Annotated in this window: 20 protein-coding genes; 13 read left to right on the forward strand and 7 right to left on the reverse strand. The window is 67.0% G+C overall.

Going from position 1 to position 24195, the window contains the following annotated elements; translation table 11 throughout:
* The first annotated feature begins 6 nt into the window (after positions 1–6).
* The gene (locus HMPREF9710_RS07530) at positions 7–5277 is read left to right on the forward strand and encodes a hybrid sensor histidine kinase/response regulator (protein WP_005665314.1); all 5271 of its coding nucleotides are present in this window, start codon (positions 7–9) and stop codon (positions 5275–5277) included.
* On the opposite strand, the gene HMPREF9710_RS07535 is transcribed toward HMPREF9710_RS07530, so the two are convergent.
* The gene (locus HMPREF9710_RS07535) at positions 5267–6721 is read right to left on the reverse strand and encodes a cryptochrome/photolyase family protein (protein ID WP_005665317.1); all 1455 of its coding nucleotides are present in this window, start codon (positions 6719–6721) and stop codon (positions 5267–5269) included. The genes HMPREF9710_RS07530 and HMPREF9710_RS07535 overlap by 11 nt on opposite strands.
* Positions 6722–6952: 231 nt before the next feature.
* Here HMPREF9710_RS07535 and HMPREF9710_RS07540 point away from each other — a divergent pair, with 231 nt between their 5' ends.
* From HMPREF9710_RS07540 to HMPREF9710_RS07565, 6 genes are read left to right on the forward strand one after another with little or no spacing between them, the layout of a single operon-like run.
* Entirely contained in the window at positions 6953–7567 is a 615-nt protein-coding gene (locus tag HMPREF9710_RS07540; protein WP_085986709.1) for a YqgE/AlgH family protein, read from the forward strand.
* Between the two features lie 24 nt (positions 7568–7591).
* The gene (gene ruvX, locus HMPREF9710_RS07545) at positions 7592–7981 is read left to right on the forward strand and encodes a Holliday junction resolvase RuvX (protein WP_005665321.1); all 390 of its coding nucleotides are present in this window, start codon (positions 7592–7594) and stop codon (positions 7979–7981) included.
* Positions 7982–7998: 17 nt separating this feature from the next.
* Complete coding sequence (gene pyrR, locus HMPREF9710_RS07550) at positions 7999–8529, forward strand: bifunctional pyr operon transcriptional regulator/uracil phosphoribosyltransferase PyrR (RefSeq protein WP_005665324.1); 531 nt, start codon at positions 7999–8001, stop codon at positions 8527–8529.
* Complete coding sequence (locus tag HMPREF9710_RS07555; RefSeq protein WP_005665326.1) at positions 8510–9484, forward strand: aspartate carbamoyltransferase catalytic subunit; 975 nt, start codon at positions 8510–8512, stop codon at positions 9482–9484. The genes pyrR and HMPREF9710_RS07555 overlap by 20 nt, the downstream gene beginning before the upstream one ends.
* Positions 9481–10764 (forward strand): dihydroorotase, encoded by a 1284-nt coding sequence (locus HMPREF9710_RS07560; protein WP_005665327.1) that lies wholly within the window; start codon positions 9481–9483, stop codon positions 10762–10764. The genes HMPREF9710_RS07555 and HMPREF9710_RS07560 overlap by 4 nt, the downstream gene beginning before the upstream one ends.
* A 56-nt stretch (positions 10765–10820) precedes the next feature.
* Positions 10821–11552, forward strand: a complete 732-nt coding sequence (locus tag HMPREF9710_RS07565; protein WP_040775199.1) for a lysophospholipid acyltransferase family protein — start codon at positions 10821–10823, stop codon at positions 11550–11552.
* Here HMPREF9710_RS07565 and HMPREF9710_RS07570 read toward each other — a convergent pair.
* On the reverse strand, positions 11549–12397 hold the full coding sequence (locus tag HMPREF9710_RS07570) for a symmetrical bis(5'-nucleosyl)-tetraphosphatase (RefSeq protein WP_005665329.1): 849 nt from the start codon (positions 12395–12397) through the stop codon (positions 11549–11551). The genes HMPREF9710_RS07565 and HMPREF9710_RS07570 overlap by 4 nt on opposite strands.
* A 313-nt stretch (positions 12398–12710) precedes the next feature.
* Between HMPREF9710_RS07570 and HMPREF9710_RS07575 the strand changes: the two genes are divergently transcribed.
* The 6 genes from HMPREF9710_RS07575 to HMPREF9710_RS07600 all read left to right on the forward strand — a co-directional run bounded on the left by HMPREF9710_RS07575 (position 12711) and on the right by HMPREF9710_RS07600 (position 18734).
* On the forward strand, positions 12711–13805 hold the full coding sequence (locus HMPREF9710_RS07575) for an MraY family glycosyltransferase (RefSeq protein WP_005665330.1): 1095 nt from the start codon (positions 12711–12713) through the stop codon (positions 13803–13805).
* Positions 13806–13906: 101 nt separating this feature from the next.
* Entirely contained in the window at positions 13907–14218 is a 312-nt protein-coding gene (locus tag HMPREF9710_RS07580) for an H-NS histone family protein (protein WP_005665331.1), read from the forward strand.
* Between the two features lie 231 nt (positions 14219–14449).
* Entirely contained in the window at positions 14450–15832 is a 1383-nt protein-coding gene (locus tag HMPREF9710_RS07585) for a phosphomannomutase/phosphoglucomutase (protein WP_005665332.1), read from the forward strand.
* Positions 15833–15841: 9 nt separating this feature from the next.
* Positions 15842–16822, forward strand: a complete 981-nt coding sequence (gene waaC, locus HMPREF9710_RS07590; protein WP_005665333.1) for a lipopolysaccharide heptosyltransferase I — start codon at positions 15842–15844, stop codon at positions 16820–16822.
* Positions 16819–18117, forward strand: a complete 1299-nt coding sequence (gene waaA / locus HMPREF9710_RS07595; RefSeq protein WP_005665334.1) for a lipid IV(A) 3-deoxy-D-manno-octulosonic acid transferase — start codon at positions 16819–16821, stop codon at positions 18115–18117. Before waaC ends, waaA begins: the two co-directional genes overlap by 4 nt.
* 155 nt (positions 18118–18272) lie before the next feature.
* Positions 18273–18734, forward strand: a complete 462-nt coding sequence (locus tag HMPREF9710_RS07600) for a YcxB family protein (protein WP_143054497.1) — start codon at positions 18273–18275, stop codon at positions 18732–18734.
* A gap of 54 nt (positions 18735–18788) precedes the next feature.
* On the opposite strand, the gene HMPREF9710_RS07605 is transcribed toward HMPREF9710_RS07600, so the two are convergent.
* The 5 genes from HMPREF9710_RS07605 to glyQ are packed head-to-tail and all read right to left on the reverse strand — an operon-like array spanning position 18789 to position 24182.
* Entirely contained in the window at positions 18789–19688 is a 900-nt protein-coding gene (locus HMPREF9710_RS07605) for a M48 family metallopeptidase (protein WP_005665336.1), read from the reverse strand.
* A 41-nt stretch (positions 19689–19729) separates the two neighbouring features.
* Entirely contained in the window at positions 19730–20470 is a 741-nt protein-coding gene (locus HMPREF9710_RS07610) for a lysophospholipid acyltransferase family protein (RefSeq protein WP_005665337.1), read from the reverse strand.
* Positions 20471–20525: 55 nt separating this feature from the next.
* A complete protein-coding gene (gene gmhB, locus HMPREF9710_RS07615) occupies positions 20526–21110 on the reverse strand; it encodes a D-glycero-beta-D-manno-heptose 1,7-bisphosphate 7-phosphatase (RefSeq protein ID WP_040775833.1) in 585 nt (194 codons plus the stop codon).
* Between the two features lie 34 nt (positions 21111–21144).
* Positions 21145–23253, reverse strand: coding sequence for a glycine--tRNA ligase subunit beta (glyS, locus tag HMPREF9710_RS07620; protein WP_005665339.1), 2109 nt, complete (start codon positions 23251–23253; stop codon positions 21145–21147).
* 17 nt (positions 23254–23270) lie between these two features.
* A complete protein-coding gene (gene glyQ / locus HMPREF9710_RS07625) occupies positions 23271–24182 on the reverse strand; it encodes a glycine--tRNA ligase subunit alpha (RefSeq protein WP_005665340.1) in 912 nt (303 codons plus the stop codon).
* Between the last annotated feature and the right edge of the window lie 13 nt (positions 24183–24195).

Here is a 24195-nt window from a genome sequence, read left to right on the forward strand (position 1 = left end):
CGGCCCATGGCAACCCTGAGCCCGACCTTGCAACGCTCCAGCAACTTCGACACCGGCCCGCTGTCCTGGGTCATCGGCGAAATCCGCGATGCCCTGGCGCGCGCGTCGACCGCATTGCGCGAGGCCGCCGGGCGTTCGCCAGAAGCCCAGCCGACCCTGCTGCTGCACGCCAAGACCCACCTGCACCAGGCGCACGGCGCCCTGCAACTGGTCGACGTCGAAGGCGTCGGGGTGTACACCGGCGCGGCCGAGGCGGTGCTGGACGGGTTCAAAGATGGGAGCCTGCCATGCACCGTGGATAGCGTGCAGGTGGTGCTGGACGCCTTCGGGGCGCTCGGCGAATACCTCGACGAACTGCTGGCCGGCATGCCGCAACAGCCCGCGCGCCTGTTCCCGTATTACCGCGACATGGTCGAGCGCCAGGGCGAGCGCAAGGTGCATCCATCCGACCTGATGCCGCTCGACCTGTCGACGCCGCCCGAGCTGCCCGCGCTGGAAGGTGACGGCCAGGTCGATGTCGCGGCCTGCCGAAGCCGTTTCGAAAAAGCCCTGCTGCCCTACCTGAAGGCCGAGGACGACGCCGGGCGCCAGATTCATGCCGCCGACCTGGTGGCGGCCATCGCGCCGATCGGCGCCGCGCAAGAGGATGTTCGCGCGCGCCTGTTCTGGCAGGCGATGCATGCCTTCGCCACCGTGGTGGCCGACGGCCAGGTCGAGAGCGATCTGTACATCAAGCAGCTGTTCGGTCAAATCAACCTGCAATTGCGGCGCCTGGCCAAGGGCGAGATGGATGCGCCCGAAGCGATGCTGCGCGACGCGCTGTTCTTCATCGCCGCCGCGCGCGAACCGGGGCCGCAGGCGCGCGCGCTGCGCCAGGCCCTGGGCCTGGACGGCGCCGTGCCGCCCGACTATGCCGAGCGCCGCTATGGCAAGCTCGACCCGCAAGCCCTGCAAGAGGCGCGCGAAGCGCTGGCCCGCACCAAGTTGGACTGGGACCGCATCGCCGGCGAGGGCGAGCCTGACCTTGACGTCGAACACGACTTCAACGACGCATTGGCGCGCCTGGCCGGCGCCAGCGAAAAGCTGGGCGCCCCGGCGCTGGCCCAGCTGCTGCGCGAGCTGGGCCGCGCGGCCAGCGATTCGGTGCAGTCGGGCCGCGACGACCAGTTCGGGCTCGAGATGGCGGCCGCCATGCTGTTCGTCGAGAACGGCCTGGACCAGCTGCGCCAGCTGCCCGACGATTTCTCGGAAAATGCCGAAGCCGTCGGCGCGCGCCTGCTGGCGCTGGCCGCCGGCGAGACGCCGCCCGACGCCCCGCACTGGCAGGGCGAGCTGGCGCGCCAGATCCAGCAGGGCCAGACCGTGGCCGTGCTGGCGAACGAGGTCAAGGCGGGCCTGCGCCAGATCGAGAAGCTGCTCGACGACTACTACGACGACCCGGGCAAGCGCCAGGTGCTCGGGCAGGCGACGCCGATCCTGCACCAGCTGCAGGGGGCGTTCGCCATCCTCGACCAGGACCAGGCGGTGCTTGCCGTGCGCCACGTCGAGGAAGCGGTGCGGCTGCTGTCCGCCAGCGAGGCGAACGTGACCGACCAGCACGCGTCGCTGCACAACATCGCCCAGAACATCGGCGCGCTCGGTTTCTTCGCCGACCTGCTGGCCCAGGACAGCGAGGCCGCGCGCGGCCGCTTCACCTTCGACCTTGATAAGCTCCTGCTGCGCGAGCTGCCGTTCGAGTTCGTCGCGGCGCCGGCCGAGGCCGCGCCTGTGGATATGCCGGCGCAGACGGCGCAGGCCGCGGACGGCGTCGACGCCGAACTGCTCGGCATCTTCATCGCCGAGGCGCAGGAAGTGCTGGCCTTCGTGGTCGAGACCCTGCCGCGCGCGGCCGACGAGCCGGCCAACCAGGAAATCCTGACCCAGCTGCGCCGCGGCTTCCATACGCTCAAGGGCAGCAGCCGCATGGTGGACCTGGAGGCCTTCGCCGCCACCGCCGCCGCCATCGAACGCGTGATGAACGTGTGGCTGGCCGACGGCCGTTCGGCCACCGCCGACCTGCTGGCCCTGCTGGCCCATGCCTATGCCGAACTCGATGCCTGGGTGGCCGAGCTGGCCGCCGGCCTCCTGCCGGAACGCGATGGCGCGGCGCTGATCGCCGCCGCCGCGCGGGTGCAGGAGGGCGGGCCGTTCGAGCCGCTGAAGTTCGAGCCACTGAAGTTCGAGCCACCGAGCGACGAGCCATTGGTGCTGGACGACATCATCGACACGCCGGCGCTCGACGACATTCCGCTGCTCGACGAGCCGCTGGCCATGCCGGGCGACGATGGCGTCAAGCGCGTCGGCGACCTGGCCATCCCGCAGGCGCTGCACGACGTCTACCTGGGCGAGACCGAGACGCTGTGCGCCACCCTCGAACAGGGCTTCGACGCGCTGCGCCGCGGCCTGGACAAACAGGCGGTGCACGACACGGTGACGGCGGCGCATACCTTGTCCGGCACCTCGGCCACGGTCGGCTATGCCTCGCTGCGCGACCTCGCGCACGAGCTGGAGACGACGCTCGAGAAGCTGGCGGCGCCGGGCACGCAGCTCGAGGACGGCCAGTTCGACCTGTTCGATTCGACCCTGTCGCGCATGCGCACCATGCTGCAGGTGTTCACCCTGGGCGAGCTGGCCCCAGGCCAGCCCGACCTGGTGGAACAGCTGGCGGCGCTGCGCGAGCGCCTGGCCAGCCAGCAGGCGGCGGCCTTGTATGGCGAGGCCGATCCGGCCCTGGCCAGCCAGCTCGACGCGCTGTTCGCGGCCGCCTACGAGCAGTTGCTGGCCGCGCCGCCCGCCTTCGAAGCGCGCCCGGCGCCTCCGGCCGCGCCAAAGCCGGCCGCGACGGACGACGTCGACGACCTGTTCGATTCCTTCCTCGACGACACCTTCGCCGCGCCGGAACTCGATCAGGCGGCGCCGCAGGCGCAGGATGCCGCGCCGGACGCCGCGCCGGACGCCGATTTCGTGGCCGTGACCCCGGACGAAGCGGTGCTGGCCGAACCCGAGCCTGAGCCCGAACCCGAACTGGTCGGCGCCAGCTATGCCGACGAGATCGACCCGGACCTGCTGCCGGTGTTCCTGGAAGAGGCGGCGGACCTGTTGCCGCGCATCGGCCACGACCTGCGCCAGTGGCAGCAAGAGCCAGGCAATACCGCGATCGCGCAGGGCATGCAGCGCGACCTGCATACGGTCAAGGGCAGCGCGCGCATGGCCGGCGCGATGCGCCTGGGCCAGCACGCGCACGAGCTGGAAACCCAGATCGAGAACATGGTCCACGCCGGCACCTCGACCTTGCCGGCCACCGCCTTCGACGAGCTGCTGGCCAACTACGACGCGGCGCTGCTGCTGTTCGAGGGCTTGCAGCGCCCGGCGCAAGCGGACGCCGCGCCGGCGCAGACACAGGAGCAGAAGCGGGCGCGGGCGCACACGCCGCCGGCCCTTGAACCGGCCCGCGCGCCGCTGGTGCGGGTGCGCGCCGACATCCTCGACCGCGTGATGAACCAGGCCGGCGAGGTGTCGATCACGCGCTCGCGCCTGGAAAACCAGATGGGCGCGCTCAAGGGTTCGCTGGGCGACTTCTCGGACAACGTGGCGCGCCTGCGGCGCCAGCTGCGCGAGATCGAGATGCAGGCCGAATCGCAGATCGCATCGAAGCTGTCGATCTCGGGCGAACGCGAATTCGATCCGCTCGAATTCGACCGTTTCACGCGCCTGCAGGAACTCACGCGCATGCTGGCCGAGAGCGTCGACGACGTCGCCTCGTTCCAGGAAAGCCTGGCGCGCACGGTCGACGGCGCCAACGAGGAACTGGCCAGCCAGGCGCGCATGACGCGCGACCTGCAGCGCGACCTGATGCGGGTGCGGATGGTGCCGTTCGCCAGCCTGTCGGAACGCCTGTTCCGCGTCGCCCGCCAGACCGCCAAGGAAACCGACAAGCGCGTCAACCTCGACATCCGCGGCGGCGCCGTGGAGATCGACCGCGGCGTGCTGGAACAGATGGCCGCGCCGTTCGAGCACCTGCTGAGGAATGCGATCGTGCACGGCATCGAGCCGCGCGCGGCGCGCCAGGATGCGGGCAAGGCGGAGACGGGAGAATTGCTGGTGCAGGTCAGCCAGCACGGCAACGAAGTCCTGATCGTGTTCGGCGACGACGGCGCCGGCCTGGACCTGGAACGCATCCGCGCCAAGGCGCTCGAGAACGGCCTGCTGGCCGAGGAAGACGCCGTGTCCGACCAGGACGTGACCGAACTGATCTTCGAGCCGGGCTTTTCGACGGCGGACACGCTGACCGAGCTGGCCGGCCGCGGCGTCGGCATGGACGTGGTGCGTTCCGAAGCCCAGGCGCTGGGCGGACGGGTGGCGGTCGTGTCCGAGCCGGGGCAGGGCGCGCGCTTCACGATCACGCTGCCGCTGACGCTTGCCGTCGCCCAGGTGGTGCTGGTGACGGCCGGCGGGCGCACGCATGCGGTGCCCTCGACCCTGGTCGAGCGGGTAGAGCAGGTGCGTGAGCTGGACCTGGCGGCGGCGATCGAGGCCGGCAGTATCTCGCTGGCCGGCGCCGCGCTGGCGTTGCATGCGCTGCCTGCCCTGCTGGGCGAGGATGACGAAGAGCGGACGGCGCGCCAGCGTTCGACGCCGGTGCTGGTGCTGGGCGGCGGCGCCGGCCGCATCGCGCTGCGCGTGGACGAGGTGCTGGGCAACCGCGAGGTGGTGGTCAAGCACATCGGCCCGCAATTGTCGCGGGTGCCGGGCATCGCCGGCGCGACGGTGCTGGGCTCGGGCGAGATCGTCCTGATCCTCGATCCGCTGGCACTGGCGCAGCAGCCGCAGGCCGCCGCGCAGGTGAAGAAGGAAGTGGCGCGCCAGGTGCGGCGCCCGACCGTGATGGTGGTCGACGACTCGCTGACGGTGCGCCGCGTGACCCAGCGCCTGCTGGAACGCGAAGGCTATCGCGTGCAGTTGGCCAAGGACGGCGTCGAGGCGCTCGAACTCATTGGGCAGGGCGCGCCCGACCTGATGCTGGTCGACATCGAGATGCCGCGCATGGATGGTTTCGACCTGACGCGCAATGTGCGCGGCAATGAGGCCACCAAAGACATCCCGATCATCATGATCACCTCGCGCACGGCGGACAAGCACCGCAACGTGGCGCTGGGGCTGGGCGTGAACGCCTATTACGGCAAGCCGTACCAGGAGCCGGTGCTGCTGGCGGCGATCGAAGAGCTGCTCAAACGCTGACGCTTTTCCTGACCACCGCAAACCGCTCCAGCGTGCGCCTGCGCGCCGCGTCGTGGTCCACGACCGGCGCCGGATAATCCTCGCCCAGCACCACGCCGCGCTCGGCCAGCGCCTCGGGCTTGACCTGCCACGGCGCGTGGATCTGCTTCGCATCCAGTTTGCGCAATTGCGGCAGGTAGCGCCGGATGAATTCGCCGCGGGCGTCGAAACGCGTCGACTGCGTCACCGGATTGAAGATCCTGAACCAGGGCTGGGTATCGCAGCCGGTCGACGCCGCCCACTGCCAGCCGCCGTTGTTCGACGCCATCTCGTAGTCGTTCAGCTGCAAGGCGAAATACGCTTCGCCGCGGCGCCAGTCGATGCCGAGGTCCTTGGTGAGAAAGCTGGCCGTCACCATGCGCAGCCGGTTGTGCATGAAGCCGGTCGTGTTCAGCTGCACCATGGCGGCGTCGACCAGCGGATAGCCGGTGCGGCCCTCGCACCAGGCGGCGAACAACTCGTCGGCGTCAGGACCGTCGTCCCACTGCACCGCGTCGAAGGCCGGCTTGAACGACCGCTCGAGCACGTGCGGGTGCCGGGCCAGCACCATCGCATAGAAATCGCGCCAGATGAGTTCGGACAGCCATACCGAGGCGCCGGCGCCGCCCGCGCCCGACAGCGTCAATTGCTGCGCCGTGCGCACCAGGTGGCGGATCGAGGTGGTGCCGAAACGCAAATGCGTCGATAACCTCGACGTGCCATCCTCGGCCGGGAAATCGCGTGCGCGGCCGTAGTCGGCGATGTCTTCGACGAAGGCCTCGAACAGCGCTTCCGCTCCTGCCATGCCGGCCGGCAGCGGCGATTCGCCCGCGTCGAAGCCGATGTCTTCCAGCGACGGCAATGCCGGTGGTGACGATGGCGGCGCGAACGCATGCGCACAGGCATCGACCGGATACGCCGCCAGCGTCTCGGGATGCGCCGCCAGCCGCTTGCGCCAGGCGTTCTTGTAGGGCGTGAACACCGAGTACGGCTGTCCCGCCAGCGTCAGCACTTCATCCTTCTCGAAGATGACCTGGTCCTTGTACGTATGGAAGGCGCTGCCTTGCGCCGCCAGCAGCAGCGCGACCTCGTCATCGCGCGCGATCGCGAGCGGTTCATAATCGGTGCAGGCATGCACTGCGTCAACATCGAGTGCCTTCGCCAGCGCCACCACCTCATCCCGGGCGCTGCCGTGGCGCACGATGAGGTAGCCTCCAAGACGACGCAATTCCTCATCCAGGCTGGCCAGGCTGGCGTGAATGAAACGCAGGCGGCGATCGTCGCGCGGCAAGCCGTCGAGAATATCGGTGTCATACACGAAGACGCAGAACACCTGTTGCGAATAGCGCAAGGCGTGGTGCAGGGCGGCGTGGTCGAATGCGCGCAGGTCGCGCCGGAACCAGACCAAAGACTTGCTCAAATTCATTGCTGTGTGCGGGGTCAAGGCGGGAGCAGATTTTACTGTCTAGGATCGGACCATGGTGTGCGTGTCGTGATGCTTCCGAGGGCCCTCCGGCCAAATGGGTGTAAACTAGGGAAAAGCGTAACGTTGTGCTGCAGAACGTTGGCAGTCGATCATGTTTAACGCAAGAGTGCGCCTTTTGAGAGTATCCGTATGAAAAAAAGCAAAGTTGGCAAAACTCTACCGATGCCGGGCATGCCCCGGGAGCAGGATGAAGCGCTCGCCAAGGCCGGTCCGGCAGCATCCGGGCTCAACCTTGCGAACCATTTCCTGATCGCCATGCCATCGATCCAGGATCCGATCTTCGGCGGCACCGTCGTCTATGTCTGCGAGCACAACGACAAGGGCGTGCTGGGCGTGGTCATCAACAAGCCGACCGACATGACGATGGAAACCCTGTTCGACCGCGTCGACCTGAAGCTGGCCGAAGGCCTGCGCGCGACCGTGGTGGACGAACCGATCATGTTCGGCGGGCCGGTCCAGGACGACCGCGGCTTCGTGCTGCATTCGCCCGGCGGCCGTTATTCCTCGTCGCTCAGCGTCACCGACGACGTCGCCTTCACGACCTCGATCGACGTGCTCGAAGCCGTCGCCAGCGGCGGCGGTCCCGCGCGCATGCTGGTCTCGATCGGCTACGCCGGCTGGAGCCCGGGCCAGCTCGAAGAAGAAATCTCGCGCAACGGCTGGCTGACGGTGGGCGCCGACGCGCGCGTGCTGTTCGACCTGCCGATCGAGGAACGCTACAACGCCGCCATCAAACTGCTGGGGATTGATCCCTTCATGCTCGCCACCGAAGCCGGCCATGCGTGATTTGCTGTACCTGCGTGGTTGCGCATGATGGTCGATATCGTTTTCGGCTTCGACTTCGGCGTCAAGCGGATCGGCATCGCCATGGGCAACACCCTGACCGGGCAGGCGCAGCCGCTGCGCGTCATTGCCGCCATCGACAACGCCACCCGCTTCAAGATCATCGGCGAGCTGATCGCCGAGTGGCGCCCGGCGCGCCTGGTGGTGGGCGAGCCGCGCCATCCCGACGGCGCCGAACACGACATGACCCTGCGCAGCCGCCGCTTCGCCAACCAGCTGCATGGCCGCTTCAACCTGCCTGTCGAGCTGGTCGACGAGCGCTATTCGTCGGCCGTGATCGCATCGAAGCGCGGCGACGTCATCGACGACAAGGCGGCCGCCATCATTCTGCAGCAATATTTCGACGCATCTCCTTAGCCGCATCTTCTCACCCTATGCCAACAACCAATCTCAACCTCGACGCCGAGGCGCTCTACCGCGAGCTGCTGGGCCAGGTCCGCGCGGGCCTGGACGGCGTGCCCGACGCCGCCATCGTCGGCATCCATTCCGGCGGCGCCTGGCTGGCCGAGCGCCTGGCGCGCGACCTCGACCTCACTGCCCGCCTGGGTTCGATCGACGTGTCGTTCTACCGCGACGACTATGCGCGCAAGGGCCTGCATCCTGACGTGAAGCCGACCCATATCCGCTTCCCGGTCGACGGCGCCACGGTGGTGCTGGTCGACGACGTGCTGCAGACCGGCCGCACCACGCGCGCCGCGATCAACGTGCTGTTCGACTATGGCCGGCCAAGCTGCATCAAGCTGGCCGCGCTGGCCGACCGCGGCGGGCGCGAGCTGCCGGTGGCGGCCGATTTCGCCGGCGCGCGCGTGTCGCTCGCGGCAAACCAGTCGCTGTGCCTGCAGCGCGACGAAACAGGCCAACTCTCGCTGACCATCGAAGAAGACAATGCCGACCCTGCACAATAATCCGCAACTGAACAAGAACGGCGAGCTGCAACACCTGCTCACCATCGAGGGACTCAAGAAGTCGCACATCGACCACATCCTCGACACCGCATCGAGCTTCGTCGGCATCTCCGACCGCGAAGTCAAGAAAGTCCCGCTCATGCGCGGCAAGAGCGTGTTCAACCTGTTCTTCGAAAACTCGACGCGCACCCGTACCACCTTCGAGATCGCCTCGAAGCGCCTGTCGGCCGACGTCATCAACCTGAACATCCAGGCCTCGTCGACCACCAAGGGCGAGTCGCTGCTCGACACCATCGACAACCTGGCCGCGATGCACGCCGATATGTTCGTGGTGCGCCACGCGCAATCGGGCGCGCCCTACATGATCGCCCAGCACCTGAACCGCACCCGCTCCGACGTGCACGTGGTCAACGCCGGCGACGGCCGCCACGCCCACCCGACCCAGGGCCTGCTGGACATGTACACGATCCGGCACTACAAGAAGGACTTCACCAACCTGCGCGTGGCCATCGTCGGCGACATCCTGCACAGCCGCGTGGCGCGCTCGGATATCCACGCGCTGACCACGCTGGGCGTGCCCGAGGTGCGCGCGATCGGCCCGCACACGCTGCTGCCGGGCGGCCTGGAGCAGATGGGCGTGCGCACCTTCACCAACATGGATGAAGGCCTGAAGGACGTCGACGTCATCATCATGCTGCGCCTGCAGAACGAGCGCATGAGCGGCGCGCTGCTGCCTTCGGCGCAGGAATACTTCAAGAGCTATGGCCTGACGCCGGAACGCCTGGCGCTGGCCAAGCCGGACGCGATCGTGATGCATCCGGGCCCGATGAACCGCGGCGTCGAGATCGACTCGGCGGTGGCGGACGGCGCCCAGGCGGTGATCCTGCCGCAGGTAACTTTCGGGATCGCGGTACGGATGGCGGTGATGAGCATTTTGGCAGGAACCCACGCATGAAACTTCATATCAAGAACGGGCGAGTGATCGACCCGGCGAACGGCATCGACGCAGCGCAAGACCTGTTCATCGCCGACGGCAGGATCGCGGCCCTCGGCGCCGCGCCGCAAGGCTTCAGCGCCGACCAGACCATCGATGCAAGCGGCCTGGTGGTTGCCCCCGGCCTGATCGACCTGTCGGCGCGCCTGCGCGAGCCGGGCTACGAATACAAGGCCACGCTCGAATCCGAGCTGCAGGCCGCGATGCAGGGCGGCGTGACCACGCTCGTGTGCCCGCCCGACACCGATCCGGTGCTCGACGAGCCGGGCCTGGTCGAGATGCTCAAGCACCGCGCGCGCATGCTCGACCAGGCCAATGTGCACCCGCTGGGCGCGCTGACCGTGGGCCTGAAGGGCCAGGCGCTGACCGAGATGGCCGAACTGACCGAAGCCGGCTGCATCGGCTTCGCCCAGGCCGAGGAACCGATCCTCGATACCACCGTGCTGCTGCGCGCCATGCAGTATGCGAAAACCTTTGGCTATACCGTGTGGCTGCGTCCGCAGGACGCCCACATCGGCCGCGGCGGCGTGGCCCACAGCGGTCCGCTGGCGTCGCGCCTGGGCCTGTCGGGCGTGCCGGTGATGTCCGAGACCATCGCGCTGCACACGATCTTCGAACTGATGCGCGCCACCGGCGCGCGCGTGCACCTGTGCCGCATCTCGTCCGCCGCCGGCCTGGAGCTGATCCGCGCCGCCAAGAAGGAAGGCCTGGACCTCAGCGTCGACGTCGGCGTGCACCACCTGCACATGACCGACGCCGACATCGGCTTCTTCGATTCCAACGCGCGCCTGACGCCGCCACTGCGTTCGCAGCGCGACCGCGACGCGATCCGTGCGGCCGTGCTGGACGGCACCGTGGACGCGGTCTGCTCCGACCACACCCCGGTCGACGACGACGAGAAGCTGCTGCCGTTCGGCGAAGCCTCGCCCGGCGCCACCGGCCTGGAACTGCTGCTCAGCCTCACGCTCAAGTGGGCCCAGGACCAGCAGGACGCCGACAAGGCGCTGGCCCTGGCGCTCGGCCGCATCACGCATGACGCGGCCCGCATCGCCGGGCTGCCGGCCGGCACCCTAGGCGTCGGCGCCGCGGCCGACGTGGTGCTGTTCGATCCAGACGCGCGCTGGAAGGTGGAGGGCAAGACCCTGGCCAGCCAGGGCAAGCACACGCCTTTCCTCGGCTACGAGCTGGCCGGACAGGTCAAGGCCACCATCGTGCGCGGCCGCGTGGCGTACCAGCGCTGATCCACCCGGGACGGCGGGCCTGCCATGAAGCCGCCGTCCTTACTGTGTTTGCTATCTTGAAGATCCGCCTTGCCTGGCGCCTTGCGCGCGTCGTCGTCCACCTGTGCGAGGGCCTGGCGACCTGCGCGCTGGTGTTTCCCTTCGTGTCGTCCAGCCGCCGTGCGCGCCTGACCCGCGGCTGGTCGCGCCGCCTGTTGCGCCTGTGCCGGGTCGAGGTCGACCATGTCGGCGGCGTGCCGGCCCTCGAGCACGCGCTGGTGGTGGCCAACCACGTGTCCTGGCTCGACATCTTCGTCATCAACGCCCTCGATCCCTGCCGCTTCGTGGCCAAGGCCGAGATCCGTTCCTGGCCGGTGATGGGCTGGCTGGCGGCCGGCGCCGGCACCGTGTTCATCGCGCGCGGCAACCGGCGCGAGCTGCGCCACGTGTTCAAGGGACTGGTCGAGGTGCTGCAACAAGGGGAACGGGTCGCCCTGTTCCCCGAAGGCACGACCGGCCTGCAGGGCGCGGTGCTGCCCTTTCACGCCAACCTGTTCGAGGCCGCGATCGACGCAGGCGTGCCGGTGCAGCCGTATGCGCTGGCCTATGTCGATGCCGATGGCGGCCCGCACCCGTCGATCGATTACGTGGGCGACACCACCTTCGTCGACAGCCTGCTGCGCATCCTGCAGGGCCCGCCCGTGAAAGCGCGCCTGGCCTGCCTGGCGCCGCTGGACAGCGTTGGCGCGCACCGGCGCGAGCTGGCGCTGGCGGCGCAGGAGGCGGTGGAAGCCGCCGTGCGCGTTTAACGCTTCTTGCCGCCGTGTTCCCGGTACTCGGGACAATCCACCTGCAATAGCGTGCGGTCGTCGAGGCACACCGCCGTCAGCTTGCCGCCCCACACGCAGCCGCTATCGAGGCCGATCAGGTTCGGCCGCTGCACCAGGCCCAGCGCCGACCAGTGGCCGAACACCACCGTCACGTCCTGGGTGCGGCGCTGCGGCAGGTCGAACCAGGGCAGGAGGCCGCTGCCGGCCGGGCCGGCGTCGCTTTCCTTGTGCTTGAAGTCCATCGTGCCGTCCGGCGCGCACAGGCGCATGCGGGTGAGGGCGTTGACGATGCAGCGCAGGCGGTCGATGCCCACCAGGCCATCGTCCCAGCGATCCGGCAGGTTGCCGTACATCGCGCCCAGGAAATCGATCCAGCCCTCGCCGCGCAGCGCGGCCTCCACTTCGCCGGCCAGCGCCATGGTCTGGCGCGCGTCCCATTGCGGCGCCACGCCGGCGTGCACCAGCAGGTGGGCGTCGACGAACATCGCCAGCGGACGCTGGCGCAGCCAGGCGATCAATTCGTCGCGGTCGGGCGCGGCCAGGATCTCGTCGAGGGTGTCGGAGCGGCTCAGGCGCTGGGCGCCGGCCGCCACCGCGATCAGGTGCAGGTCGTGGTTGCCGAGCAGGGCTTCGATGCGCCCGCCGCTCGATTCCGACAAGGCCTTCATGCGCCGCAGCGCGGTGAGCGAATCGGGACCGCGATTGATCAGGTCTCCCACGAACAGGATACGCGCGTCAAGGCCCGCCGTCTCGAAGATCCGGTCGAGGAGCAGTTGCGCTTCGTGCGCGCAACCCTGGAGGTCGCCAATGGCATAGGTTTTCATATTTTTCGAGATTGGCCCGTGAAGCTGTCGTTGTTGCTTTTGCGGATACTAAATGATTTTACCCGCCGGCGCTGTCGCCCGGCACCGCGCTTGTGGTTCCCTGCGCCTGTCTCGTGCCCGGAATGCGCGCGCATCGGCATTTTTTGACTCGCTTCCAACACTGCGTGCGCGTTAAATACGTGCGCCCGGAAATACCCGTCCATTCCGGTACAATGAATCCGGCTTTCCTCCCGTGAATAGCGTGCACTGGCCATTCCATTTGCCAACCGCCGCTGCCCGAGGCTCCACATACAGGCATCGAAAGAAAACAATAATGTTCTCGTTTTTCGTGAGCTTCCTTTCCTGCGCATTGCTGACGCTGCTGGTTATCAAGACCGCGCGAAAACATGGGCTGGGGCTCGATGGCGATTTTGGCGGCGTGCAGAAAGTGCACTCGCATGCGGTCGCGCGTATCGGCGGCATTCCAATTTTCCTCGCGGTGGTGGTGGCGTCCGGGATTTCGATCCTGCGCGAGCCGCAAATGATGGCGTGGCTCGCGACCCTGATTGCCTGCGCCACGATCGCGCTCGCCGGCGGCATCGCCGAGGATTACACCGGCCGCGTTTCGCCGCTGCGCCGGCTGGCGCTGACGATGGTCGCGGCGGCCCTCGGCTACTGGCTGCTCGACGCGCGCGTCGGCCGGCTCGACCTGCCGTGGGCCGTGCTGCCGATCGAGACGCTGTGGATCGTGCTGCCGCTGACGATGCTGGCGGTGGCGGGCATCGCCAACGCCATCAATATCATCGACGGCTTCAATGGCCTGGCGGGCGTGATCAGCATCTTCATGCTGCTGTCGCTGTCCTACGTGGCGCTGCAGGTGGGCGATATGTTCGTGCTGGTGGCGGCCCTGATCGTGGCCGGCGCCACCGCCGGCTTCCTGATCTGGAACTATCCGGTGGGGCTGATCTTCCTGGGCGACGGCGGCGCCTATTTCATCGGTTTCCTGCTGGGCGAGCTGGCGCTGCTGCTGGTGATGCGCAATCCCGGCGTGTCGACCTGGTATGCGGCGCTGTTACTGATTTATCCGGCTTTCGAAACGATATTCTCCGCTTATCGCCGCATGTTTGTGCGCGGAAAGTCGCCGGCGATGCCGGATGGTATTCACCTGCACAGCTTGATATTTCGCCGTATCGTGCAATGGACGGTAGGGCCGCGCGAAGCACGCGCATTGATGAAGCGCAATGCGCGGACTTCTCCTTATTTATGGCTGTTTTCACTGCTGGCCGTGATACCGGCAACGGTGTTCTGGAAAAACACGACGGCCCTGATGTTCTTCTGTTTGTTGTTCATAATCAGTTACCTCTGGTTGTATGGCCGTATTGTTCGATTCAAGTCCCCACGTTGGCTTTTTTTAAGCAAGAAGGACTAGTCCCGGTTTATTGTTGTATTATATTGCGACATTTAGTGAGAATTCACTAGATTCGGTAATTGCTGAATCTGCATTTAATCTTTAACGAACGAGGAATGATGATGGATCTGTCGAATATGTCCGTAGGCGATTTGCGCAACCTGCAGGAGCAAATCAAGCAGGAGATGAAGAAGCGTGAAGTCCAGGAAGTGCAAAAAGCACGCGAGCAAATCCTGGCCATCGCCCAAAGCGTCGGCATGCCGCTGAAAGACCTGATGGCCGCCACCGGCCGCGGTTCGAAAGGCGCCACCGTCGCCGTGCGCTATCGTCACCCGGACGATTCCAACCTGCAGTGGACCGGCCGCGGCCGCCAGCCGAAGTGGGTCAAGGAATGGGTCGAAGGCGGCAAGTCGATCGACGATCTGCGCGTCTGATTCCAATTTCCCCTGCGCTGAGGAACCTCACTTCCACAGCGCAGGCGGAAAGTAGCATTCCGCCAGGCACCGGGCGCTTTCCACGCCGCCCGATCTCCGCGCGCCAATCCCACGGCGCCAGCGCTTGCCGGTACAATAGCAAGCGATTTTTTATCATTCCTCCAACATCCGGCGATGACCACGGTCGATCCAGCGACCGGTGCATGCCTCTCAAGAATTCCAAGGAAGAACATGGTTGCTCTCTCGAAAACGATTTTCAAGGCCTATGACATTCGCGGCATCATCGGCAAGACCCTGGATGCGGGGATCGCGCGCCACATCGGCCGTGCCTTCGGCGCCGCCGCGCTGGCCAAGGGAGAGCGCAAGGTCGTGATCGGCCGCGACGGCCGCCTGTCGGGCCCGGAACTCAGCGCCGCCCTCAGCGAAGGCCTGCGCGACGCCGGCGTCGACGTGATCGATCTGGGCATGGTCGCCACCCCGATGGTGTATTTCGGCACCAACGTGCTGGAAACGCGCTCGGGCATCATGGTCACCGGCAGCCACAACCCGCCCGACTACAACGGCTTCAAGATGGTAATGGCGGGCGAGGCGATCTATGGCGATGCCATCACCGGCCTGCACGACAGCATCGCTGCCTACGACGGCGCGATCGCCGACCAGCGCGGCGGCTACAGCACCCACGACATCCGCGCCGCCTACATCGAGCGCATCGTCGGCGACGTCAAGCTGGCGCGTCCGATCAAGATCGTGGTCGACTGCGGCAACGGCGTCGCCGGCGCCTTCGCGCCCGAGCTGTTTACCCGCATGGGCGCCGAGGTCGTCGAGCTGTTCTGCGAAGTCGACGGCACCTTCCCGAACCACCACCCGGACCCGGCCCACCCGGAAAACCTGCAGGACGTGATTCGCGCGCTGCAAGAGACCGACGCCGAGATCGGCCTGGCTTTCGACGGCGACGGCGACCGCCTGGGCCTGGTCACCAAGGATGGCCAGATCATCTTCCCGGACCGCCAGATGATGCTGTTCGCGGCCGACGTCCTGTCGCGCAACCCGGGCGCCGAGATCCTGTACGACGTCAAGTGCACGCGCCACCTGGCGCCCTACATCGAGAAGAATGGCGGCAAGCCGCTGATGTGGAAGACCGGCCACTCGCTGGTCAAGGCCAAGCTGAAGGAAACCGGCGCCCCGCTGGGAGGCGAGATGAGCGGCCACATCTTCTTCAAGGACCGCTGGTACGGCTTCGACGACGGCCTGTATGCCGGCGCGCGCATGCTCGAGATCCTGACCAAGGGACCGAATCCGTCGGCGCTGCTCAACGGCCTGCCGATCGCCAGCAGCACCCCGGAACTGCACCTGCACCTGCAGGAAGGCGAGAACTTCGCGCTGATCGACCAGCTGCGCCGTGACGCCAGGTTCCCGACCTCGGAAAAGATCAACGACATCGACGGCTTGCGCGTCGAGTACGCGGACGGCTTCGGCCTGGCGCGCTCGTCGAACACGACCCCGGTGGTGGTGCTGCGCTTCGAGGGCGAGAATCCGGAAGCGCTCGCGCGCATCCAGTCCGAATTCAAGAGCGTGATCCTGGCCGCCAAGCCGGATGCTCACCTGCCTTTCTGAGGTGATTGCTTGAAGATTCTACTTGTGCGGGTGTCGTCCCTGGGCGATGTCCTGCACAACCTGCCGATGGTGGCCGACCTGCTGCGCCGCCATCCGGGCGCCACGATCGACTGGGTGGTCGAGGAAGGCTACGTCAGCCTGGTGCGCCTGAATCCGCACGTGCGCAAGGTGATCCCCTGGGCGCTGCGGCGCTGGCGCAAGAGCCTGGGCAAATCCGGGACGCGCGCCGAGATCCGCGCTTTCTTTCGCACCCTGCGCGAGGAAGAATACGACTATGTGTTCGACACCCAGGGCCTGCTCAAGACCGGCATCATCATGGGCGCCGCGCGCGTTCGCAAGGGCGGCAGGAAGGTCGGCCTGGCCAACGGCAGCGAAGGCTCGGGCTATGAAGGCATTTCGCGCATCTTCCATACCGACAGCATTCCCCTGAGCCCGCGCACCCACGCGGTGGCGCGCGGACGGCTGGTGGCCGGCGCGGCGCTCGGTTATCCGGTCGATACGGCGCCCGATTTCGGCCTGCCGGCGCCGGATGCGTCGCAGCGTCCGGCCTTCCTGCCGCCCGAAGACTATGCGGTGTTCTTCCACGGCACGGCGCGCGCGGCCAAGAAGTGGGCGGACGCCAACTGGATCGCGCTCGGCAAGGCGCTGGCGCCGATGCCGGTGCTGCTACCCTGGGGTTCGGAGGCCGAACACCGGGACGCCGAGGCGCTGGCCGCCGGCATCCCGAACGCGCGCGTGCTGCCCAGGCTGTCGATGATGGACGCCGTGACCCTGGCCCAGCATGCGCGGCTCGCGGTCGGCGTCGACACCGGCCTGACCCATATCGCCGCCGCTTTCGTGCGGCCGACGATCGAGATCTATTGCGATTCGCCGAAGTGGAAGACCGAGGGCAACTGGTCCGAGCGCATCGTCAACCTGGGCGAGCTGGGTGCGCCGCCATCAAGCGACGAGGTGGCGGCGGCCGCGCGCCGCCTGCTGGCCGCGGCATGAACCGCGCGCTGTATTCAAGCCTGTGGTGGCTGGCCCTGCCGGCCGTGCTGGGCCGCCTGTGGTGGCGTGGCCGCAAGGAGCCGGGCTACCGCGCGCACTGGGGCGAACGCCTGGCCCTGATCGGTCCGGCGCCGAGCGAACGTCCGACCATCATGGTGCACGCCGTCTCGGTCGGCGAGACGCGCGCCGCCGAACCGGTGGTCGACGCGCTCCTGGCGGCCTATCCCGATTGCCGCATCCTGCTGACCCATATGACGCCGACCGGCCGCGCCACCGGACAATCCCTGTTCGCCCACCATGGCGAGCGCGTGGTGCAAAGCTACCTGCCATACGATACCGGCTTGATGACGCGGCGCTTCCTGCGCCGCCATCGCCCGCGCGCCTGCATCCTGATGGAGACCGAGGTCTGGCCCAACCTGATCCACGCCTGCAATCGGCTTGCTGTGCCGGTCGTGTTGGCCAATGCCCGCCTGTCCGAAAAATCCCTGAAGCGTGGCCGCAAGGCGGGCGCCGTGATGCGGGAGGCGGCGCGCGGCTTCACCCTGGTCGCGGCCCAGACCGAGGTTGATGCAGAGCGCATCCGCTCGCTCGGCGCGCCGAACGTGGTGGTCACCGGCAGCGTCAAGTTCGACGTGACGCCGCCGCCGGCGGCGCTGGAAAAGGGTGACTGGCTGCGCAGCCGCATCCGCTCCGGCGGCCCTGAGCGGCCCGTGTTCCTGTGCGCCAGCACGCGCGAGGGCGAAGAGGCGCTGATCCTCGACGCCTGGCGGCGGATGCCCGACAAGCCGGCCGGCGCGCTCCTGGCGATCGTGCCGCGCCATCCGCAGCGTTTCGACGAAGTCGCTTCCCTGGCCTCGGCGCGCGGATTCACGCTGGCGCGGCGTTCGCAGTTCGGGCTTGACCACGGCGTCGACCATGGCGTGGGCGGCGCCGACGTGCTGCTGGGCGATTCGATGGGCGAGATGTTCGCCTATTACGCAGCCTGCGATTGCGCGTATATCGGCGGCAGCCTGCTGCCGCTGGGCGGCCAGAACCTGATCGAAGCCTGCGCGCTGGGCAAGCCGGTGCTGGTGGGCGAGCATACCTTCAACTTCCTCGACGCCACCAATGAGGCGGTGGACGACGGCGCCGCGCTGCGGCTGCCTGACGCCGACGCGCTGGTGACGGCGGCCGTGCGCCTGCTGCGCGACGGCGCGGCGCGGGTGGCGATGGGGGAGAAGGCGCTGGCCTTCGCGCGCCGCCACCGTGGGGCGACCCTGCGCACTGTTGAACTCGTGCAACGGCATATCCGGTAGGTTTTGTTACCATTCCAAACTGCACGGTACAAAACAAAAGGGGATGCGCCATGTTGTCGTTCAATCACCCGAGGCCGGTCGGTAGTGGAAAGCCCGCGGTTTTGCCAACTTCGGTACTGGTCCAGGAACAGGCGGCAGAGGCGCTGGAGGCGATCATGACCGCAGCACCGACCGAAGTCCCGGCATCGCCACCCGCTGGCGTTGCGCTCCCGCCGCTGGATGCGCTGCACTTTTTCGTGCGCTATTCGCTGCGCGAGTACACCAGTTTCATGTGGCAGCATGGCGGCTTCCTGATCCGCCGCCGGCGCGTGCGCTGGCCGGCCAGCCTGCTCCTGCGCCTGAGAAGCACCTTCAGCGCGGCCCTGAACTTCGTCCTGCTCGGACGCGGGCGCCGCACCTATGAGTTCACCATCGACGAACACGGCATCGTACGCACCAGCGGCGGCGTGACCCTGATCGGCTGGGAAGACGTGGCCGCCGTGCGCACCTACTCGCGCGGCTTCATGATGGTGCTCAAGCGGGGCACCCTGCCGATTCCGTTTCGTTGCCTGTCCGAGGGACAGGTGGCCGCCATGCGCGAGCTGGCGGCGGCGCGGCACGAGCTGGCTTTGCGCTGATTTTTTCCCGGCCTGCGGGCAGTGTTGGATGCGTGGACGGGGGACCCGTCCACCCTACTCGAACAACACCGGCATCTCGTGCGAGCGCTTGCGCAGTGCCAGGCGCGCGCCGTCGTAATCCGGATACACCTCGCCCACCGTGGCCCAGAACGCCGGGCTGTGGTTCATCTCGCGCAGGTGGGCCAGTTCGTGCGCCACCACGTAGTCGATCAGCGCTGGCGGATAATGGATCAGGCGCCAGTTGAGGCGAATGCTGCCGCCCACCGTGCACGAGCCCCAGCGCGAGCCGGCCGACGACAGCGTGAAGCTGCTGTAGCTCACGCCCAGCTGCGGCGCGAAATGGTCCAGGCGCTCGCGGAACAGGCGCTTGGCCTCGGCCTGGAACCAGATCTTCACTCTTTCCTTGAGCTGCCATTCGGACAGCCCCGGCACCACGCCGATCCACAGCTCGTTGCTGGCGGCGTCGAACTGGCAGTGGCTGCGCTCCGCGTCCTCGAGGCGCAGCACGATGTCGCCGCCCAGGTAGGGCAGGCGCGCGCCATCCTTCCATTCGACAGGCAGCCGTTGCTGGCGCTGGTCGCGCCGTTCTCCCCGTTCGAGCAGCTTGGTGACGATCCAGCGCTGCTTGGCGCGCAGCGCGTTGTCGATCTCTTCGAGCGTCACGCGGCGTGGCGCCGTCACGCGCAGGCCGTCGTCGTCGATGGTGAAGCCGATCGAGCGCCGTGACGAGCGGCGCAAGGCGTACTCGATGGTGTGGTGGCCGAGGACGATGCGTTTCAGGGGAGGGTCTTGCGGGCCGACGGGCGGCGAGGGGAGCTTGATGCGGGGCGGCGCCGGCGGCGCCTTGAACAGCGGCTGCGCGGGCGGCGCAGGCTTGTCGGAAGGTTTCAGCGCCGCGAAGAATTCTTGCGCGAACAACTCCAGCTGATGCCCGTCGACCTTCGCCGAGGCCATGGTCTGAGGCCTCGACTCACGAATCTGGGCGCTGACGTCGCTCAACCACCTTTGTAGGCGTGGGGCGAAATGACGCGCATTTCGGATTCTATCCAATTTTCTACCTCTTGCATCAGGCTGTCGGGGGTATGGCCTTCGGGCGAGATCGGCTTGCCGATCGAGACCGTGATCAATCCGGGCCGTTTGATGAATGAATTCTTGGGCCAGCACTCGCCCGAATTATGCGCGATCGGCACCACGACCGCTTGGGTTTCCACAGCCAGGCGTGTGCCGCCGCTCTTGTACTTGCCCTTCTGGCCGACCGGGATGCGGGTGCCTTCGGGGAACATGATGATCCACTGGCCGTCGGCCAGGCGGCGCTTCCCGTGGCGCACGACCGAACTGAAGGCATTCTTGCCCTGCTTGCGGTCGATCGGGATCATGCGCAGCAAGCCCATGGCCCAGCCGAAGAAGGGGATGTACAGGATTTCCTTCTTGAAGACGTAGACCAGCGGCCGCGTGAGATTGGGCAGCAGGAAGATCGTTTCCCACGCCGACTGGTGCTTCGAGAGCACGATGGCCGGCGCGTCGGGCAGGTTCTCGTAGCCCTTGAATTGGTAGCGGATGCCGCAGATGACGCGCGCGCACCAGATGATGAAGACGTTCCAGCGCGAGGTGAACCAGAAGCGCTTGTTGTACGACAGCGGCGCTGCCAGGAAGCAGAGGGAGGCCCAGATGACGGTGGCGACGATCATGACGATCGTGAACAGCAGGGAACGCAGGAACAAACTGAAGTTACGCAAAGGGGCTCCGGACAAATCGATCTGGTTCTGGACTGGACTGCGAATTTTTTATTGATTATGCAGGCTGCGCGCCGGTTGTGCCAGAGGCGGCGCTCGATGGAGAACCCGGCTTGAGGAAGGCGGTCACCATCGCCGCCAGGTCCGGGAACACCTGGGTGCCGGGCGGCAGGCCGCCGGTGGCCTGGGTCGTCTCGCCCTTCCCGGTCAGCACCAGGTAGGGCGTGCAGCCGCGGTTGAAGCCGGCCTGCAGGTCGCGCAGCGAGTCGCCCACGGTGGGCACGCCCTTGAGATTGACCTTGAACCGCTTGCCGATCTCTTCGAACATGCCCGACTTGGGCTTGCGGCAGTCGCAGCCGTCGATCGCCGCGTGCGGGCAGAAGAAGATGGCGTCGATGTCGGCGCCCACCAGCTGGGCCGCCGCATGCAGCTTGGCGTGGATGGCGTTCAGGGTCGCGATGTCGAACAGGCCGCGCGCGATGCCCGACTGGTTGGTCGCGACCACCACCCGGTAGCCCGCCTGGTTCAGGCGGGCGATCGCTTCGAGCGAGCCGGGAATCGGGATCCATTCGGCCGGCGACTTGATGAAGTCCGGCGAATCGTGGTTGATCACGCCATCCCGGTCGAGGATGATGAGCTTCATCGCCCGCTCTTCCTTGTCGCGCTCCTTGCCCATCTTATGCCGCCAGCTTCGAGATGTCGGCCACGCGGTTCATCATTCCGTGCAGCGACGCCAGCAGGGCCAGGCGGTTGTTGCGCAGCTTGACGTCGTCGGCCATCACCATCACGTCGTTGAAGAAGGCGTCGACCTGGTCGCGCAGCTGGGCCAGGGTCTTGAGCGTGCCGGCAAAATCGCCCGCGGCGAAGGCCGCGTCGACGTCGGGCTGCACGCGGGCGACGGCGGCCGCCAGGTCCTTCTCGGCCTGGTCCTGCAGCAGGGCAGGGTCGACCGCGGCGTCCTTCGGCATCGCTTCCTCGTTCTTCTTGAGGATGTTGGTGATGCGCTTGTTGGCGGCGGCCAGCGAGGCCGCCTCGGGCAGCGCCGCGAAGGCCTGCACCGCTTCCAGGCGCTGCACCACGTCGTCGACGCGGTCCGGGTCCTGGGCCAGCACCGCCTCGACCTCGTTCGGCGAGAAGCCGCGCTCGCGCAGCATGCCGCGCAGGCGGTCGAGCATGAACGCGGTCACCTCGGTGCGCGGATCGCGCAGCGATTCGAAGCGCGCCGGCTCGTCGGCGAAGGTGGTCATCGCGTCGGCCAGCATGTCGGCGATCGACAGCGGCAGGCGCTTCTCGACCAGCATGCGCATGATGCCCAGCGCATGGCGGCGTAGCGCGAACGGATCCTTTTCTCCGGTCGGCTGCAGGCCGATGGCCCAGATGCCGACCAGGGTTTCCAGCTTGTCGGCCAGGGCGACCGCGAGGCCGGTATTGGTCGCGGGAAGAAGGTCGCCGGCGAAACGCGGCTGGTAGTGTTCGGACGCCGCGCGCGCGACGTCGTCATGCTCGCCATCGTGGCGCGCGTAGTACGTGCCCATGATGCCCTGCAGCTCGGGGAACTCGCCGACCATGTCGGTGAGCAGGTCGGCCTTGGACAGGCGCGCGCCGCGCTCGGCCAGCGCCGCGTCGAAGCCCAGGCGGGTGGCGATATAGGTCGCCAGCTTGGTGACGCGCTCGCTGCGCTCGGCCTGCGTGCCCAGCTTGTTGTGGTAGACCACGCTGGCCAGTTGCGGCAGGCGCGACTCGAGGGTCTTCTTTTTATCCTGCTCGAAGAAGAACTTGGCGTCCGACAGGCGCGGGCGCACCACGCGCTCGTTGCCGCCGACGATGGCGGTCGGGTCGTCGGTCGCGATGTTCGACACGATCAGGAAGCGCGAACGCAGCTTGCCTTCGGCGTCGGTCAGCGCGAAGTATTTCTGGTTGGTCTGCATGGTGAGGATCAGGCATTCCTGCGGCACGGCCAGGAATTCTTCCTCGAAGCGGCATTCATAGACCACCGGCCATTCGACCAGGGCCGCCACTTCGTCCAGCAGCGACTCGGGCATCAGGACCTGGTCGGCGCCGGCTTTGTCGAGCAACTGGGCGCGGATGCTTTCCTTGCGTGCTTCGGCCGACGAGAGCACCTTGCCTTCGGCTTCCAGCACTCGGGCGTAGTTGTCGGCATGGTCGATCGCGATCGGGCCGCCGTGCGACAGGAAGCGGTGGCCCATCGTGGTGCGGCCGGCGGCGAGGCCCAGCAGGGAGATCGGCAGCACCTGCTCGCCATGCAGCGCGATCAAGAGGTGTACCGGGCGCACGAACTGCACGGTGTCGCCGCTCGGGCGCTGGTAGCTCATGACCTTCGGGATCGGCAGCTTGGCCACCGTCTCGGCCAGCACGTCCTGCACGGCGCCCGCGAGGGCACTGCCGGCGGCGGTATAGGTGTAGAAGAAGCTCTCGGCCTTGCCGTCCTGGGCGCGTTCGAGCTGGTCGACGGTCAGATCGGGGAAGCCCAGCGCGGCCAGCTTCTTGCCAAGGGGCGCGCTTGGATTGCCTTCCTTGTCGAGGGCCACGGAGACAGGCAGCACCTTCTCGCGGATCGATTTGTCGGGCGAGGTGCCGCGCACATTGGTGATGGACACGGCCAGGCGGCGCGGGGTGGCGTGGGTGGTAATGGTGCTGTCGGCTTCCAGGAAGTCGCGCGCCTTCAGGCCATTGGCGATGCCGGTCGCAAAGGCTGCGCCCAGCTTGACGAGCGCCTTCGGCGGCAGTTCTTCGGTCTGCAGTTCGACGAGGAGTGTTTGGTTCATGGTCTGTTCTGTTCTTTTCAAGCTGCTTGTTCGGCCTTGGGCGCCATGGGGAAGCCCAATTTTTCGCGCGAATCGTAATAGGCTTGCGCCACCAGGCGCGACAGGGTGCGCACGCGGCCGATGTAGGCGGCGCGCTCGGTCACCGAGATCGCGCCGCGCGCGTCCAGCAGGTTGAAGCTGTGCGAGGCCTTCATGATCTGCTCGTAGGCCGGCAGGGTCAGTTGCAGCTCGACCAGGCGCTTGGCTTCGGATTCGTGGTTATTGAAAGCCTGGAACAGGATCTCGGTGTTCGAATGCTCGAAGTTGTAGGTCGATTGTTCGACCTCGTTCTGGTGGAAGACGTCGCCGTAGGAGAGCTTCTTTTTAACGCCGTTTTCTTCCCACTCGGTCCACACCAGGTCATAGACGTTCTCGACGCCCTGCAGGTACATGGCCAGGCGCTCGATGCCATAGGTGATCTCGCCCAGCACCGGCTTGCAATCGAGGCCGCCGACTTGCTGGAAATAGGTGAACTGGGTGACTTCCATGCCGTTCAGCCAGACTTCCCAGCCGAGGCCCCAGGCGCCCAGGGTCGGGCTTTCCCAGTCGTCCTCGACGAAGCGCACGTCATTCTTCTTCAGGTCCAGGCCCAGCGCCTCGAGCGAACCGAGGTACAGATCGAGGATGTTCTCGGGCGCCGGCTTCAGCGCCACCTGGTACTGGTAGTAATGCTGCAGGCGGTTTGGATTCTCGCCATAGCGGCCATCCTTCGGGCGGCGCGACGGCTGCACATAGGCGGCGCGCCACGGCTCCGGTCCGATCGCACGCAGGAAGGTGCCGGTGTGGAAGGTGCCCGCGCCGACTTCCATGTCGTAGGGCTGGAGCAGTGCGCAGCCCTGCTTGTCCCAGTAGGACTGCAGGGTAAGGATGATTTGTTGGAATGTGAGCATCTCGAATGGGACG

It is taken from the genome of Massilia timonae CCUG 45783 (assembly GCF_000315425.1).
GTDB lineage: Bacteria > Pseudomonadota > Gammaproteobacteria > Burkholderiales > Burkholderiaceae_D > Telluria > Telluria timonae.

Bases quoted from the DNA above. Each gene is read 5' to 3' on its own strand.
- HMPREF9710_RS07530 (WP_005665314.1), top strand. From the start codon at position 7: ATGGCAACCCTGAGCCCGACCTTGCAACGCTCCAGCAACTTCGACACC.
- HMPREF9710_RS07535 (WP_005665317.1), bottom strand. From the start codon at position 6,721: ATGAATTTGAGCAAGTCTTTGGTCTGGTTCCGGCGCGACCTGCGCGCA.
- HMPREF9710_RS07540 (WP_085986709.1), top strand. From the start codon at position 6,953: ATGCCCCGGGAGCAGGATGAAGCGCTCGCCAAGGCCGGTCCGGCAGCA.
- ruvX (WP_005665321.1), top strand. From the start codon at position 7,592: ATGATGGTCGATATCGTTTTCGGCTTCGACTTCGGCGTCAAGCGGATC.
- pyrR (WP_005665324.1), top strand. From the start codon at position 7,999: ATGCCAACAACCAATCTCAACCTCGACGCCGAGGCGCTCTACCGCGAG.
- HMPREF9710_RS07555 (WP_005665326.1), top strand. From the start codon at position 8,510: ATGCCGACCCTGCACAATAATCCGCAACTGAACAAGAACGGCGAGCTG.
- HMPREF9710_RS07560 (WP_005665327.1), top strand. From the start codon at position 9,481: ATGAAACTTCATATCAAGAACGGGCGAGTGATCGACCCGGCGAACGGC.
- HMPREF9710_RS07570 (WP_005665329.1), bottom strand. From the start codon at position 12,397: ATGAAAACCTATGCCATTGGCGACCTCCAGGGTTGCGCGCACGAAGCG.
- HMPREF9710_RS07575 (WP_005665330.1), top strand. From the start codon at position 12,711: ATGTTCTCGTTTTTCGTGAGCTTCCTTTCCTGCGCATTGCTGACGCTG.
- HMPREF9710_RS07580 (WP_005665331.1), top strand. From the start codon at position 13,907: ATGGATCTGTCGAATATGTCCGTAGGCGATTTGCGCAACCTGCAGGAG.
- HMPREF9710_RS07585 (WP_005665332.1), top strand. From the start codon at position 14,450: ATGGTTGCTCTCTCGAAAACGATTTTCAAGGCCTATGACATTCGCGGC.
- waaA (WP_005665334.1), top strand. From the start codon at position 16,819: ATGAACCGCGCGCTGTATTCAAGCCTGTGGTGGCTGGCCCTGCCGGCC.
- HMPREF9710_RS07600 (WP_143054497.1), top strand. From the start codon at position 18,273: ATGACCGCAGCACCGACCGAAGTCCCGGCATCGCCACCCGCTGGCGTT.
- HMPREF9710_RS07605 (WP_005665336.1), bottom strand. From the start codon at position 19,688: ATGGCCTCGGCGAAGGTCGACGGGCATCAGCTGGAGTTGTTCGCGCAA.
- gmhB (WP_040775833.1), bottom strand. From the start codon at position 21,110: ATGAAGCTCATCATCCTCGACCGGGATGGCGTGATCAACCACGATTCG.
- glyS (WP_005665339.1), bottom strand. From the start codon at position 23,253: ATGAACCAAACACTCCTCGTCGAACTGCAGACCGAAGAACTGCCGCCG.
- glyQ (WP_005665340.1), bottom strand. From the start codon at position 24,182: ATGCTCACATTCCAACAAATCATCCTTACCCTGCAGTCCTACTGGGAC.